Source organism: Enterococcus sp. CR-Ec1 (genome assembly GCF_002850555.1).
Classification (GTDB): Bacteria; Bacillota; Bacilli; order Lactobacillales; family Enterococcaceae; genus Enterococcus_D; species Enterococcus_D entomosocium.
The window spans coordinates 2,533,712-2,549,602 of sequence record NZ_CP025223.1 but is presented as its reverse complement, the minus strand read 5'-3'; the positions used below and the strand labels follow the sequence as shown (position 1 = coordinate 2,549,602).

At 43.5% G+C, this 15,891-nt stretch carries 14 protein-coding genes; 13 read left to right on the top strand and 1 reads right to left on the bottom strand.

Translation table 11 applies throughout. The features are described from left to right. Positions 1-183: 183 nt before the first annotated feature. The 10 genes from CXM95_RS12230 (at position 184) to CXM95_RS12185 (ending at position 11,041) form a co-directional block, all read left to right on the top strand. A complete protein-coding gene (locus CXM95_RS12230; RefSeq protein WP_008378954.1) occupies positions 184-804 on the top strand; it encodes a DUF624 domain-containing protein in 621 nt (206 codons plus the stop codon). After that, positions 797-2,545, top strand: a complete 1,749-nt coding sequence (locus tag CXM95_RS12225; protein WP_008378953.1) for a sensor histidine kinase — start codon at positions 797-799, stop codon at positions 2,543-2,545. The genes CXM95_RS12230 and CXM95_RS12225 overlap by 8 nt, the downstream gene beginning before the upstream one ends. Beyond that, positions 2,538-4,022, top strand: coding sequence for a response regulator transcription factor (locus CXM95_RS12220; protein ID WP_008378952.1), 1,485 nt, complete (start codon positions 2,538-2,540; stop codon positions 4,020-4,022). Before CXM95_RS12225 ends, CXM95_RS12220 begins: the two co-directional genes overlap by 8 nt. 107 nt (positions 4,023-4,129) lie before the next feature. Beyond that, positions 4,130-4,729 carry a YczE/YyaS/YitT family protein gene (locus tag CXM95_RS12215; protein WP_005234774.1) on the top strand — a complete coding sequence of 200 codons (600 nt, stop codon included), beginning with the start codon at positions 4,130-4,132 and terminating at the stop codon, positions 4,727-4,729. A gap of 187 nt (positions 4,730-4,916) precedes the next feature. Then, positions 4,917-6,137: an MFS transporter gene (locus CXM95_RS12210; protein ID WP_086297130.1), complete on the top strand. Its 1,221-nt coding sequence runs from the start codon at positions 4,917-4,919 to the stop codon at positions 6,135-6,137. A gap of 123 nt (positions 6,138-6,260) precedes the next feature. Then, complete coding sequence (locus CXM95_RS12205) at positions 6,261-7,592, top strand: APC family permease (protein ID WP_008378950.1); 1,332 nt, start codon at positions 6,261-6,263, stop codon at positions 7,590-7,592. Continuing rightward, a complete protein-coding gene (locus CXM95_RS12200; RefSeq protein WP_086297128.1) occupies positions 7,589-8,548 on the top strand; it encodes a D-2-hydroxyacid dehydrogenase in 960 nt (319 codons plus the stop codon). The genes CXM95_RS12205 and CXM95_RS12200 overlap by 4 nt, the downstream gene beginning before the upstream one ends. 164 nt (positions 8,549-8,712) lie before the next feature. Then, positions 8,713-9,744 (top strand): YibE/F family protein, encoded by a 1,032-nt coding sequence (locus CXM95_RS12195; protein WP_086297125.1) that lies wholly within the window; start codon positions 8,713-8,715, stop codon positions 9,742-9,744. After that, positions 9,741-10,502 carry a YibE/F family protein gene (locus CXM95_RS12190; protein ID WP_086297122.1) on the top strand — a complete coding sequence of 254 codons (762 nt, stop codon included), beginning with the start codon at positions 9,741-9,743 and terminating at the stop codon, positions 10,500-10,502. The genes CXM95_RS12195 and CXM95_RS12190 overlap by 4 nt, the downstream gene beginning before the upstream one ends. A gap of 17 nt (positions 10,503-10,519) precedes the next feature. Continuing rightward, positions 10,520-11,041 (top strand): GNAT family N-acetyltransferase, encoded by a 522-nt coding sequence (locus CXM95_RS12185; RefSeq protein WP_061054398.1) that lies wholly within the window; start codon positions 10,520-10,522, stop codon positions 11,039-11,041. A gap of 82 nt (positions 11,042-11,123) precedes the next feature. On the opposite strand, the gene CXM95_RS12180 is transcribed toward CXM95_RS12185, so the two are convergent. Continuing rightward, a complete protein-coding gene (locus CXM95_RS12180; protein WP_016621569.1) occupies positions 11,124-12,122 on the bottom strand; it encodes a LacI family DNA-binding transcriptional regulator in 999 nt (332 codons plus the stop codon). Between the two features lie 258 nt (positions 12,123-12,380). On the opposite strand from CXM95_RS12180, the gene CXM95_RS12175 reads away from it, so the two are divergent. The 3 genes from CXM95_RS12175 (at position 12,381) to CXM95_RS12165 (ending at position 15,883) form a co-directional block, all read left to right on the top strand. Next, a complete protein-coding gene (locus CXM95_RS12175; RefSeq protein ID WP_086297120.1) occupies positions 12,381-13,652 on the top strand; it encodes an extracellular solute-binding protein in 1,272 nt (423 codons plus the stop codon). A 139-nt stretch (positions 13,653-13,791) separates the two neighbouring features. Beyond that, the gene (locus CXM95_RS12170; RefSeq protein WP_016613570.1) at positions 13,792-15,027 is read left to right on the top strand and encodes a carbohydrate ABC transporter permease; all 1,236 of its coding nucleotides are present in this window, start codon (positions 13,792-13,794) and stop codon (positions 15,025-15,027) included. Between the two features lies 1 nt (position 15,028). After that, complete coding sequence (locus tag CXM95_RS12165) at positions 15,029-15,883, top strand: sugar ABC transporter permease (protein WP_008378938.1); 855 nt, start codon at positions 15,029-15,031, stop codon at positions 15,881-15,883. Positions 15,884-15,891: the final 8 nt, after the last annotated feature.

Genomic DNA, 15,891 nt, shown 5'->3' with positions numbered 1-15,891 from the left:
CTTTTTCTTTTAAAGTAAATAGCAAAATCTTTGATAAAAACGTTACTTTTGTTTTTAACGTTCAAACAGCAAGCATGTTGCATCTAAAACGTACATAGCATTAAAAGATTCTCAGGTAGCTTGAGTAGGAAGCTGGAATCATGCTACATTTTCGGTAGGGAACAAATAAGGGAGGAATTTTAAATGGAAGAAACAGCAAATAGCGGGTTGGTCAAGGGCTTTCGCTTGATTTGGGCGATCGTGAAGTTGAATTTGTTTTTTGTCGTATTGACGCTTGCCGGTGGGGGAATCTTAGGGATTGGTCCAGCGTTTCATACCATCAGTGCTTTGATCCACGAAGATGGACTAAATTATGAGAATCAAAGTTTTCGTAGCGCATGGCGCATTTGGCGCAACGTCTTTGTCAAGGCCAATAAGCAGTTTTATCTGTTCTTCCTACTGACAGGGTTCTTAGTGTATAACCTGTATTTAGCTACCCAGATCCAAGGCTTGATTTGGTTGATGATCTCTTTTGTTTTAGTTGTTGTCAGTGGATTGAGTGTTTTACTGTACCTGTTAAGTGTGGTTTTTGACACGTCTTATGAGATATCCTTGTGGAATAACCTGAAATTGTCCTTTGTGTGTCTGTTTCTTCATATGGCGACCTTTCTAAAATTGCTGGTTGGGATCGCTAGTATTCTAGTTTTTACTTGGATGATGAAAGGGCTCTTGCTCTTTGGAACATTCAGCTTACTGATTTTATGGTGCCATGTGGCGATCAGTCAGGAAAAAAACGTCATTGATCGGGATTTGGCACATGACTAAGTGGCGTTTTCGTTTGTTCAAACATGATTTTTTGATCAATCAGTTGATGCAGCTGTACAGTGTACTCTTGGTGATCATCTCCATCATTATTATGTTGGTCCTGACCGCTTATACCGGAGCGGATCGTTTTACTACGAGTGAACGTTTAGTGGAGAGCACAAGCTTGCAGCTGGATGCTTACGTGCAAGATCAAAATACCGTTGTTTCAACGGTACTTGGCGAATTTACTAGTTCAGATACCGCCTTTGAATCATTACGCAACTATTTGCAGCTTTCATTGCCAGATTATTTTTCCTATAGTAATGATATTTTTCGCCAGACGGGACAAAGTGTTTACTTGCCCAATATTCTCTATCGTTTGATTCGTAATCATCCTAGTATCGAAGAGATCATCATTCAATTGGATGAAAGCAATGAGACATTAGTGGCAACGCCGGATACACCTTATGGAGAAAAACACAGCGGCAAACAGATTGATTTAAAAAATCGTCTGTTTTTTGTTCGTTCGATCGCCCAACCAAGTAATTATGCCCAGCCCTTAGGACAAGTCTACGTGATCTTTCGTTCAGACGATGTTTTAGCCAATCGACAAGAAGACAACCAAGTTCATGGAATCAACAGTTTTTTGTTTACCTCAAATGGTCAGCGCCTTTACAAGGATGCCACGAACCTCAGCAAGGAAACTTTAGCTAAAATAGATCAGGCGGTTGCTCACGGAACCATTCACGACACTCTTTCGAAAGACTTTTATATCAAAAAACAAACCACTGTCAGCGGAGAAGTGTCCCTGGTTTTGTTGTCAAAAAGGGTGATCTGGCGTGATATTTTTTCTAGTGCCATCTGGATCTTTAGTTTCGGGATCGGGATTCTCTTATTAGTCCTATGGGTGCTTCATCGCACCTTTAAGCGCTATACATCGCAAGTACAGCAGATCGTCTATGCGACGAAAGAAGTCAGCCAAGGGAATTTTGACAAACGGATCGATACCGCCAATGTCCAACAAGAGCTGAAAGAAATCGCAGAAGCCATCAATCAAATGACCTACAGTATCAACGAGTACATCAAAGATATTTACACGCTAGAGATCAAACAACGGGATGCCGACATGCGGGCGCTGCAAGCCCAGATCAATCCGCATTTTCTCTATAACACATTAGAATACATTCGAATGTATGCCTTGAGCCGCAACCAAGAAGAGCTGGCGGATGTCGTCTATGCTTTTTCGGCACTATTGCGGAACAACACGACGCAAGAAAAGACGAAGACCTTAAAAGAAGAAATCGATTTTTGTGAAAAATATGTCTACTTGTTTCAGATGCGCTACCCAGATAAGATCGCCTATCATGTAACCATCGATCCGGCATTAGAACAGTTGGAATTGCCGAAGTTCACACTGCAGCCACTTGTCGAAAACTATTTTGTTCACGGCATCGATTATCAGCGCAATGATAACGCCATCAGTATCAAAGCTTATAAAGAAGCCGGTCAAATCGTGATTGAAGTCAAAGACAACGGCAAAGGCGCAGATCCGCAGCAGTTAGGAATGATTCATGAAGAATTGCAAAATCAGGAGATCGGAGCCCAAACCTCAATCGGGATCAAAAATGTTCACGAACGGTTGCGGGGCATGTTCAATGGCGCTTATCAAATGGACGTTACGTCTCAAGCAGCCGCTGGGTTTACGGTCAAGATCCGTCTAGATGAAAACAATTTGCAAAGGGGGCATGAGGCAGATGTATAAAGCAATGTTCGTTGATGATGAATATATGATCTTGCAAGGGCTGCAAATGATCTTGCCTTGGCAAGAGCTGGGCTTTGAGGTGGTGCATACAGCGAAAAGTGCTAGTGAGGCCCTAGAGTATCTACAAGAACATTCCGTTGATTTGCTGATCACGGATATTCGGATGCCAGAAATGAACGGCATCGATATGATCCGCCAAGCGCAAGCGTTTGGGAATCGATTTTTTTCGATCATTCTATCTGGTTATCAAGAGTTTGCCTTTGTCAAACAAGGCATGGCGTTAGGTGTACGTAATTATCTTGTCAAACCTGTTAACAAAGAAGAACTGCGTAGCAGTGTTCAAGCGATTGCAGCTGAGTTAGAGGAGCAGCAAAAACTGTTGGCAGAAAAAGAACTTTATCAAGAATCAAGCCTGCTGCTTTGGTTGAATGATGAATTGAACGAAAGCGAGTACCTCCATTTGCTGGCGCAACAGAGGGTGCCGCTAGCAGCCCCCTTTACCGTTTTGCAGTTCAATGGGACTGCCGAGATCTTACAAAAAATCACGACGTTTTTTCAGCAACACGATCAGCCATTGATCTTACCAGGGCGATTAGATGAAAACCAAGTGATCATTACCGCAGCCGGACCAAGACAGCAAATCAACGCTGACTTAAAAGCACTAGCCCAGCAGCTTAATAGTAAAGACTGGCAGTTGATCATGAGCGAAACCATCAACGAGTGGGAGAATTTGTATAAAGCCTATGAGAAAATCAAGCAGGTTCAATCGTTGCAAGCCTTCTATCCAGATCTGTTTTTACAAGAACAGACGATCCACGTGGATATATTAGAGCGAAACGAAGAACTACCGTTTCTATCTTTTAACAAAGCGCTGACCATCGGGGATGTTAAAACAATCCAACATGAGCTAGATAAAATGTTCGCTATTTTGGAACAAACCCAAGCAGACCCTGAACATGTTCGCTATGTTTCTTTTTTGTTGTTCAATGATATTTATCGGCAACTGCCGGTGCTTTCCCAAGAAAACCATGAGCAGATTTTGGCACGGATTCGCGAGTCCAATACATTGGCAGATTTGCGGCAACTTTTTGATGATGTGTTGGAGCTGGCCAAATCGCAGCCGCCGCAAAAACGTTATTCAGAGATCGTTCAAAAGACGATCCAGCTGATTGAAGAAGGCTACACTCATGATTTGACGGTCAAATCAGCGGCAGAAGAACTGCACGTTAGCGTTGTTTATTTGGGGCAACTCTTTAAGAAAGAAACGGAAATGAGCTTTAATCAGTACGTCAATCTGGTGCGCATCAAGCAAGCCCAACAGCTGCTGCTTCATTCGAAAGCCACGATCAGTGAGATCGGCGATCGTATTGGTTACAACAATACCAACTATTTTTCGAAGATGTTTAAGAAGTTAAATGGCTTGACCCCCAAAGAGTTTCGCGATACCTATGAACAGCATTATGAATCCCTTGATTGAATTTAGATTTCTTCAAAAAAAATCCGGTTTTTGTGATTAAATGATAGTAATTGTGACGCTTTCACGGTAAACTAAGAGAGGAAAAATAAAGAAGAGAGCGTGATGTTGTGAAAGAAACCAAAAAATTTGCACAAGTTTTGATAGGTACCGGGCTGATTGCGTTAGCCATATCCTTATTGATCACTGCCCATCAAGGATATGATACGATCAGTACGTTTTTGTTAGGAATTTTGAATTTTATCGATGTCCCCTTTTGGATAGCCAGTTTGTGTTTTAACATTGTTGTTTTGTTGATCGTTGCAGTCTTTGATCGTGCCGAATTAGGCATTGGCAGTTTTATCAACGGGATCGGCTTAGGCTTGTTGATTGGGATCTTTGAACCAGTGATGGACAAAGTATCAATTCATTTGCCTTTCTACCCATGGATCGCTATTTTCGCTGCACCGATCTTATTTGGCATCGGCGCCGGCATTTACGTTTCTTCCAACAAAGGTTCAGCGGCGTTAGAAGCCTTGACGGCCTTGATCTATAAACGAAGCAAATTGACCCAAAAAACGATCCGTATCGGCTTGGATGCTGCGATGGTCTTGATCGGTTTTGCGTTAGGCGCCAGTGTTGGGTTAGGTACTCTCTTGTGTATCGTCTTTATTGGCCCAATCTTTGAAGCCACCATGAAAACCATCGCTGCCCGAAGGAAAAACGCCTAGCCTTGAGAATAAGTCGGAAAAAGCTGTCTGTGAGGGCAGCTTTTTTGCTGCTTCCATTTAAGGAAATCATCTGAAGAAAGAGGAATCCTGATTTCCTTAAGATTCTCTGTTAAAAAAAGTGTTTTCTCCATGGTTACTGTCTTATTGGACTTGGTATACTGATAAGACGAGTAAAGGAGAAGTGAAAATGAAAAGTTATCGTTCGACGATTGCGGCTTGCTTTGTAGGGTACATCGTTCAAGCCGTCATCAATAATTTTGCCCCCTTATTATTTTTGACCTTTCAAAGCCAATACCAGCTACCGATCAGCCAGATTACTTTGCTGGTTAGTTTTAACTTTTTGACCCAGTTAGCCGTCGATTTTGCAGCAATCTTTTTTGTAGACCGCATCGGCTATCGAGTGTCGATCGTAGCCGCGCATTTTTTTGCAGCGATCGGCTTGATTGGTCTAGCCGTTTTTCCCTTATGGTTTCCGACCCCGTTTAGCGGATTGTTAGCAGCGGTTTTGTTGTATGCCATTGGCGGTGGCTTGCTGGAAGTCTTAGTCAGTCCCATCGTTGAAGCCTGTCCAACGGAACATAAGGAAAAAACGATGAGCATGCTGCACTCGTTTTATTGCTGGGGGTACGTGGGGGTCGTTTTGTTCTCAACGGCGTTCTTCATGGTATTCGGTATTCAACAGTGGCCAATTTTGGCGATCATCTGGGCGCTGATCCCGTTGGTCAATTTGTATTTCTTTACCAAAGTCCCGTTGGCGCCAATCGTTGCCGAAGGAGAACGAGGGTTGACCACTCGGCAGCTCTTTTCCTTGAAAAGCTTTTGGCTGTTTCTGGTGATGATGGTCTGTGCTGGAGCCAGCGAACAAGCAGTCAGCCAATGGGCATCAACCTTTGCTGAACAGGGCTTAGGTGTTAGTAAGACACTAGGCGATTTGGCAGGACCGATGGTTTTTGCCTTGATGATGGGGATCTCCCGCTTGCTTTACGGCAAATTTGGAGAACGAATCGATTTGAAACGCTTTATGTTTTTGAGTGTTTTGCTTTGCCTACTGGCGTATATGATGATCGGCTTTGCTTCATTGCCATTGATCGGGTTCCTTGGCTGCGGCTTAAGCGGTTTTGCCGTAGGGATCATGTGGCCGGGGGTCTTTAGTCTTTCTGCGCAATACATTCGCAACGGCGGGACGGCGCTATTTGCTTATTTGGCATTAGCGGGAGATCTAGGATGTTCAATCGGACCCGCTGTCGTCGGTAGCATCGTCGAATGGACGGGACAACAGCTGCAGGTTGGGATTTTAGGTGCGATCATTTTCCCGATCATCTTGCTGGCAGGAATTTATTTGGTTCAACAAATGCACAAAAAACGACAGCTTCCGTTGCTGGTTTTTCAAGAATCCACAAAAGAATAAAAAAATTTTGGAGCAAATGCCGTCTTTTCATGGTATTTGCTTTTTGTTTTCTGAAATTCCTCTAGTCAAGATAGTTTCTATCCGCTATACTTTGACTTATTCATTTAAAAAGGAAGTGATGTTGTGAAAAGTCAATTGAAAAAAGAAATCAGTTTTTTTGGGGCATTATCGACAGTAATGGGAACGGTGATTGGCGCCGGCGTGTTTTTCAAAGCAGCGGCTGTGGTCCAGCAGACCCAATCGACTGGATTGACCTTGTTGGTTTGGCTGCTTGCCGGCTTTCTAACGATTTGCGGCGGCTTGACCGTGGCAGAGTTAGCGACGGCGATTCCTGAGACCGGCGGACCTATTCGATATATCGAAAGAATTTATGGGAAATTACCCTCCTTTTTATTAGGCTGGGCACAAAGTATCATTTACTTTCCAGCGAACGTGGCGGCTTTAAGTATTATTTTCGCAACACAATGTTTGAACTTATTTCATCTACCTAGCAATTATTTGCTTCCTTTATCGATTTTGACCGGAACGAGTGTGACCTTGATTAATCTTTTGGGAACAAAAGCTGCAGCTCAAGTCCAGTCCGTCACCTTAGCAGTCAAGCTGATTCCGATTGCGGTGATTATCGTGGCTGGCCTGATGACACCAGGGCAAGTATCGGTCTCATTGGTGGATTTTTCTTCCAATACTCAAGGCTCCCTTGCAGCTGGTATCAGTAGTGCCCTCTTAGCAACCCTTTTTGCTTATGATGGCTGGATGGGGGTCGGCAATGTCGCTGGAGAAATGAAGCGACCCGAAAAAGATTTGCCTAAAGCCATCATCTTTGGGCTGAGTTTTGTCACCTTGGTGTACGTGTTGATCAATGTTGCGTTTTTAAAAACATTGCCGATCGATCAAATCGCTGGTAATTTGAACAGTGCCTCAGAAACTGCGATGGCCTTGTTCGGCAGTTTTGGCGGAAAACTGGTCACGATCGGTATCTTGATCTCTGTTTATGGCGCATTGAACGGCTATACAATGACTGGCTTGCGGGTCCCATATGCGATGGCGTTGGAAGATGAGATTCCTTTCAGTAAGACCTTTGCGACCCTAAGCAAAACCACCAATGCACCCTATGCGGCGGCCTTTTTACAATTAGGGATCGCTTGTATCATGATGCTTTTAGGCACCTTTGATCTTTTGACCGATATGCTGGTTTTTGTTATGTGGTTCTTTAGTGTATTATTGTTTGTAGGAGTTTTTCGTTTGCGAAAAACAGAACCGCAGATGAAGCGTCCGTATAAAGTTCCCTTCTATCCAATCATTCCCTTGATTGCGATTTTAGGTGGCTGTTTTATCTTGATCATGACCTTGATCACTGACACGTGGTTAGCAGTCGTGGGAATCGGCGTGACGTTACTAGGAATTCCCGTTTTTTATGGAAAAGCAAAAGGAAAAGCGAGAGGGGCGAAAGAATGAAGATCGTTGTACTTGATGGCTATGCGTTGAATCCAGGGGATTTGGCTTGGCAAGGGTTTGAAGAATTAGGAGAGGTGACGGTGTATGATCGTACCTCATATACAGATAAACAAGAAATAATTGATCGAATCGGTGATGCCGAAGCGATTTTGACAAATAAAACACCGATCACCGCTGATGTGCTCAAAGCATGTCCGCAATTGACCTACATTGGGGTACTAGCAACTGGATACAATGTCGTTGATTTGGCAGCAGCGAGGGAACAAGGAATCACCGTGACCAATATTCCTAGCTACAGTACCAATGCAGTGGCACAAGCGACCTTTGCTTTGCTGCTGGAAGTGACGAACCAAGTGGGACACCATAATCGTTCCGTGCATCAGGGTGACTGGCAAACCAGCAAAGATTTTTCTTATTGGCAGACGCCATTGATGGAATTGGCAGGCAAAACGATTGGGCTGATTGGATATGGTGCGATCGCTCAAGCAGTTGCCACGATCGCACATGCGTTTCAATTGAAAGTAATCTACTTTAATCATCGACCAAAACCAGCACAAGCTGCTTGGGCAAAACAAGTGTCGTTGGCGGAACTGTATCAAGAAGCAGATATCATTAGCCTTCATGTTCCACAGTTTCCTGAGACAGAAAAAATGGTCGATCGCACAGCATTGGCACAAATGAAACCTTCTGCGATCCTGATCAATACCTCGCGTGGCGGCTTGATCGATGAAGCGGCAGTTGCTGAAGCGCTGCAAACTGGGCAGATCGCAGCCTTGGCGGCAGATGTCGTCTCGAAAGAACCGATTGCAGCGGACAATCCCTTGTTGCAAGCACCAAATTGCTATTTGACGCCGCATATCGCTTGGGCGCCCGTCGAAACCCGACGTCGTTTGATGGGGATCGCTGTGGCGAACTTAAGCGGCTTTAAAGCAGGGACGCCACAAAACGTCGTGTAAGCAAAACGAGCAAAAGGACTTTGACAAAGCAGGCGACTAGCAAAGCAGTTAGTCTCGCCAACACAGTAACCATTTCGACCAGTCATCCAGCCTCACAAGGTGATTGGTCGTAGGACTGGTGGTTTGTCTAAGTCTTTTTTTGCTGAAAATGAAAGGAGACGGTCTTGAAAAAGTATTATTATCTAGCGGCCTTTGTTAGCTTGCTGGTCTTGAGCTGGCTGATTCAAACCCAAAGTAGCCGCTTTTATACACAGCCGATCATAGAAGTACAAACGGTTCAAGTCACCGCCGACCAGCAGCAGATTCAAGGGATCCTTCGCAACGGAGAAGAAGCTGGGGCACTGCGGACAGTCACTACGCAATACACCCCCAACGGTGCGATTCATCCGTTGTATCAGACCGGACAACAGCTGCTTTTGCAAAAAGAAGGGGATGGCTGGCAGGTACAAACACAAAAACGGGATGGGTATCTCTTTTTCTTCCTTGCCTTATTCCTGATGGCAGTAGTCGCAATTGGTGGCAAAAAAGGCTTACGGGCTTTGCTTAGTATCTTTGTGAATACTGGCTTGCTGCTCCTTTTTCTTTGGTTTCACAAAGGCAACAGCTCCTTTTCATTGGTCTTTTTGATGATCGTTTTTACGATCGTCTCGTTGGTTATGACGATGGGGATTTCTTATGGCTTTCGCACGATCGACAGCCGCAAAATCATTGCCTCCTTAGCCAGCGTTCTCTTGGCGTTTTTTCTCTGTCGATTCGCCATGGATCTTTTGCAAGATCATGGGTTGCGCTATGAAGAAATGTCGTTTCTGACCCGTCCGTATCGCAGTGTCTATCTAGGGAGTCTGCTGATTGGCGCGATTGGTGCCAGCATGGACAATATCGTCATGCTGATTGCCAGTCTAGATGAGATCCAGCGCATCAATCCCCAGACGAGCCGCAAGGAACGATTAGCGATCGGTCGGTCCATCGCGCAAGATACGACTTCTTCGATGATCAATGTCTTGTTGTTTGCTTATTTAAGTGGGAGTATGCCAGCGCTATTGTTTTACCTAGCAAATGGCTGGCTGCTGTCGCAAGCATTGCCAATGCATCTTTCTTTAGAAATAGTGCGTACAGTATGCGGCGGCTTTGCGTTGGTTTTATCGGTACCGTTGACGCTCCTTTGCTTTGAACTACAAAGGAGGAAAGCAAAATGAATGTTTTGTTTGTGTTGATCTTGCTTTTTCTCTTGCTGACTTTCGCTGTTTTTCGGATCGAAGGGCTGTTTCAAGTCACTGGTCTGTTTATGAATGTGGCTGTCTTTCTAGCGCTGCTGGTCCTGATTGACCGAGGGGCACCGATCTTACCAGCGGCTTGTGTTGCCTTTTTAGCCGTGGCGGCGATCACCTTGTTTTTCGTGAACGGCGTCAATCAGAAAACCAAAATTGCCTTTGTCTGTGTGTTGGTCTTTCTAGGGCTTTTTCTACTATTATTTCCTCTGGTGCTCTCTGCAATGAATCTTCATGGGTTTTCGGCAGAGGAACTCGATGAGTTGGCGATGTATTCCTTTGATGTAGCTATCGATTTTAAGACATTGATGACTGCGATCATTTTGATGAGTTTTTCGGGGGCGGTGGCAGATGGGAGTATGGCGATCAGCACTGCGACCTATGAACTTTTTCAAGCAAACCCGCAAGTCTCAATCAAGGCATTAAGTAAAAGTAGTATGACCGTGGTATCAGACGTATTGTCTTCGACGATCAATACCTTATTGTTTGCCTTTATGGGAAGTAATCTGGCGTTGATTGCGTGGTTTCAAGATTTGTCGATCTCCTTTGGTGAAATGATCAATTCAAAGGCGTTCGTCTCAGAATTGATCGTTTGTTTGATCACGGGGCTGGCAGCGGTGATTATTTTACCCATCACCGCATGGGCAGCGAGTTGGTATTTTTGGAAAAGGAACCGAATGGAATAGAAGGGAGCGCAACAACTATGGAACCACTAATTGAAACCGAGCGATTATTGTTGCGAGAAATGAGTCATGACGATCGTCCAGCGATTGAAAAGATTTTGCAAGATCCAGAAGTCATGATTGCCTATGAAGGACCCTTCAGTGAGCAGGAAGTCACTGGTTGGATCGACAAACAGCTGCAACGCTATCAAAACGATCACATTGGCTTGTGGCTAGTGATTGAGAAAGCATCCGGGCAAGCGATCGGTCAATGCGGCTTGACGTGGCAAGACGTCAAGGGAGAAGCTGTTTTAGAAATTGGGTACTTGTTTCAAAAGAACTTCTGGCATCATGGGTTTGCCACAGAAGCCGCCCAGGCTTGTAAAGACTATGCGTTTGGAACGCTGAATGCCGATATTGTTTATTCGATCATTCGTGAGTCCAATCAAGCCTCCATAAATGTGGCATTGCGCAATGGAATGAAGCTGGTGGATCGCTTTGTTAAACACTATCGACAAGTGGACATGCCGCATCTTGTGTATGCTGTGGCGAAAGAGATGTGAAAAACGAAAGAATGCTTTTTTCGATTTAGACAATGAAACGCCCCTAGAAAGTTAGCTTTTTCTAACTTTCTAGGGGCGTTTTTTAAGCTTGCGTAAAGCTTTTTCGCTCGATGAGTTCAGCCCCTAAAAGGACTGTTTTGGTGATCGCTCGAGGATGAACGATCTGATCCACCAGCAAATCGATCGCGGTTTTGGCGATTTCCTCCACATCGATGTTAAACGTTGTTAGTGGGGGAGCCACAAATTTTGCGATCTCATTGTCATTGATACTGATTAATTCCAAGCGATCAGGAATGATGATAGATCGTTCATTTAACGCTTGGAGCACACCAACTGCGACGGTGTCAGAAGCCACAAAGAGCGCCTCTGGCAAATTGTCACCAAGGGATTCCACCATTTTTTTCGCCAAACGATAGCCGGTTTCAACGGAAAAATTGCCACCACTAAATAAGAACGCCTCATCGAACGCATCTCGACGAGCCAGCGTTTGACGGAAGATGATCTCGCGACTATCCATTTCTGCACGTTGAGTATCAGGATTTAGATAAGCGCCACCAATAAAGCCGATCTTTCGGTATCCTTTTGTTAAAAACAGATCGATCGCCAGTTGCGTCATTCGATCAGTATCGGGTTTGACCGTATCGAACAGCTCTGGACAGGGGTTGATTTCCAAAAGGACACCATAGGGGCAAACGGATTTGAACTGCTGCGTTTCTTTCTCAGTGAAAGAGCCAATCCCAATAAACCCCGCGACCTCTTGCAATGTTTCTAAAACATCATCTTCATGGGTGATCAGTTGAATTTCCAAATTGTTGATTTTCGCATATTTTTCTAAAGAGATTCGCAATTGTCGAAAATAGACATCTTGAAGCTCTTCTTGTTCTGTCAGCCAGAAAAGGACGGCGATTTTTTCTAGTGTTGTTTTTATTTTTGAGCGATCATAACCTAGTGATAAAGCGGTATGAATAATTTTTTGACGCGTATCGGCTGCGATCGACAACGATTCGTCGCCTTTCAATAATCGGGAAACAGTCGCTTGTGAAAAGCCTGATTGCTCGGCAATTTTTTTTATTGTAACCAATCTTCTTCACCTCTTTCTTCTAGTATACGCTAACAACTTTACCAAGTAAATGAATTTACTAAATATATTTACTGAATAGTGGAAGTTAGTAACATAGAGGTATTTCGAAAAAAAAAAATTTGTGTGATAAACCTTGATTTTATCCGTTTATTTACTCCATTGAAGAAATTAATTTAGTAAAACTATTTACATATTAAGTAAAATAATTTATTATAAATGAGAAGATAGCGTTTGCAAAAATAAAGAAAAGGTGGAGAAATGATGATGAAAAAAATGTCTCGAGTTCTTTTTTTAAGTGTAGCAGCTTTAGGATTAGGTGCTTGCGGTCCACAAAGCGAAGGGACAGATAGTACTGCAGCAAATAGTGGCAGCGATAAGGACTATGATCTATTGGTCTGGGAAGACCAAGCAAAATCAGCTGGGATTGAAGAGGCAGTCAAACAATTTGAAGAAGAACACGATGTGACGATCAAAGTGGTCGAAAAAGCCTATGGTGGACAGATTGAAGATTTACGATTGGATGGACCCGCTGGTACAGGTGCGGATGTCATCACAATTCCTGGTGATCAAATCGGTACATCAGTTACCGAAGGGTTGTTGAAAGAATTAACAGTCGATCAAACGCTACAAGATCTGTATACGGAATCAGCAATGCAATCGCAAATCGTTGATGGCAAAGTTTACGGCTTACCAAAAGCGGTTGAAACACAAATTTTGTATTATAACAAAGAGCTAATTTCCGAAGAAGACTTGCCACAGACAACGGATGAGTGGCTAGAGTATTCTAAATCTGTTTTAGGTGCTGACAGTTATGGGTTACTGGCATTATGGGATCAAATTTATTACGCACAAGGTGTATTGAGCGGTTATGGCGGTTATGTTTTTGGCGAGAATGCCGATGGATCCTATGACCCTGAAGATATTGGATTAGCTAATGAAGGTGCGATCGAAGGAGCGGACTATATCCAACAGTTTTATGATGCAGGTGTTTTTCCATCCGGATTGGTCGGTGAACAAGGAATCAATGTGTTGGACTCTTTATTTACGGAAGGAAAAGCTGCAGCTGTCGTCTCGGGACCATGGAACTTGTCTCCTTATAAAGAAGCGGGCATCGACTATGGTGTGAAAGAATTGCCATTATTAGGGAATGGTGAACATATGGGCTCCTTTATCGGTGTCAAAAGCTACAACGTAAGTAGCTATTCCCAAAACCCTGAATTAGCTGAAGCGTTCGTGAAATTTATCAGCAATGAGGAGAATTCAAAAGTCCGTTATGAAAAAACACAAGAAGTACCAGCGGTTGCTTCTTTGGCAGATGATCCATCAGTTCAAGAAAGTGAAAGTGCTGCAGCCATCGCCGCTCAGTCCCAACACGCAGAACTAACACCAGGGATCACTGAAATGAATTCAGTATGGGAACCAATGGATGCCGCATTGCAAACCATTGCTACTGGAAAGGCTGAACCGAAAACAGCTCTACCACAGGCAGTCGATCAGATCAAATCAGCCATTGCAGCAATTCAAAACTAAAAAGTCGTTACGAGGACAAACGTTTCGGATGGTGATTCAGCACTAGGAATCAAGTAATGCCGAACGAAACGTTTGTCAGCGGCTTTTTCTTACAGGGGGCGAAAATGTGAAAAACACGCAGTCGTATGCAAAACGAGCAATGTTATTCTCGATAATACCAGGATTCGGTCAATTTTATAATCGGCAAAAAATCAAAGGCGCTTTATTTTTCTTCTTTTTTGCTATGTATCTTGTCGTCTTTAAAGATTTATTTAATATGGGACTTTGGGGCATCGTGACATTAGGCGTGGAAGTGCCGAGAGACAATTCCATCTTTTTATTAGCAGAAGGATTAGTTGCCTTGATCGTCATCGGTTTTGGTCTGTTGTTCTATTATTTAAACATCCGTGATGCCTATAAAAACGGCGAATTAAGAGACAATGAGCTACCAGTCAACTCTATCCGTGAAAGCTACCAGGCACTATTAAGAGAAGGCTATCCTTATTTAATGAGTAGCCCAGCATTTTTCTTACTCGTGTTTTCTGTTATTTTTCCGATTCTCTTTAGTATCGCGTTAGCTTTTACGAACTATGATCTCTATCATTCTGCACCTGCCAATTTAGCAGATTGGGTGGGATTAGAGACCTTTAAGAAGATTTTTACTGTCGATATTTGGCGTAGTACCTTCTTCAATGTTCTAGGCTGGACAGTTATCTGGACCTTGATCGCCTCAACGTTACAAGTTTCTATCGGAATATTTTTAGCGGTGCTGGTGCATCAAAAAGAACTACGATTCAAAAAGTTCTTTCGAACGATTTTGATCCTCCCATGGGCAGTTCCGGGATTTGTTACGATCTTGGTATTTTCAGGAATGTTCAATGATTCCTTTGGTGCGATCAATAATACGATTTTGAATTTCTTCCAGATTTCACCGATTCCTTGGCTAACGAGTGCGAATTGGACCCGTTTAGCTTTGTTACTGATTCAAGGCTGGCTAGGCTTTCCGTATATTTTTATCGTGACTACAGGGACGCTGCAATCCATTCCTGATGATTTGTATGAGGCGGCGACCATCGATGGTGCTTCAGCTATGCAAAAATTCCGACGAATCACATTGCCATTACTGCTTTATGCAATGGCACCAATTTTGATTACGCAATATACGTTTAACTTCAACAATTTCAATATCATTTATCTGTTTAATTCTGGTGGGCCGGCAGTTCCTGGTTCGACCGCTGGTGGTACCGATATTTTGGTTTCATGGATCTATAAGCTCACGATGCAAAATAGTCAATATGCACTAGCAGCAGCATTGACGATTCTCTTATCGATCGTCGTGATCGCGATTGCTTTATGGCAATTCCGCCGAACAAATTCATTCAAGGAGGTTGGATAACATGAAGGCAGCAAGTATGAAAAAACAAAAATTTGTCCGCCTATCCTTGACGTATCTCGTACTGATTTTTACGGTAGTGGTGATCGTCTACCCTTTACTATGGACGATCGGTGCTAGTTTTAATCCTGGGAACAGTTTAATAAGTACGAGTCTGATTCCGACGAGTCCGACATTAAGTCACTACACGAAATTGTTTGCTGGCGACAATTCGCTATATTATAGTCAATGGTATTTGAATTCATTGAAAATCAGTGTATGCACTATGTTCCTGTCACTGATCTTTGTCTCCATGACGGCTTATTCCTTTTCACGGTTTCGTTTTACAGGCCGTAAAAATGGATTGATGCTGTTCTTACTACTACAAATGATCCCGCAGTTCTCTGCCTTGATCGCAATTTTTGTACTGGCGCAAATGCTCGGCTTGATCAATAGTCATTGGTTGCTGATCTTGATTTACGTTGGGGGTCAGATTCCCATGAACACGTACTTATTGAAAGGATATTTTGACTCGATTCCGTTAGATTTAGACGAGAGTGCCAAGATAGATGGTGCAAGCAATACGCGAATATTCTGGCAAATTTTGATTCCATTATCTCGACCAATGCTCGCAGTGGTTGCCATGAATGGTTTCACCGGACCACTGGGAGACTTTGCCCTGTCTTCAGTGATTTTACGTAATCCTGAGTACTATACATTACCCATCGGGTTATACAAATTAGTCACGGATAAAATGGGTGCCAGCTATACGACTTTTGCGGCAGGGGCCATTTTGATCAGTATTCCGATCGCGCTCGTCTTTATTGCATTACAAAAACATTTTGTCACCGGTTTGACCGCTGGCGGTACAAAAGGATAGGAAGAGAA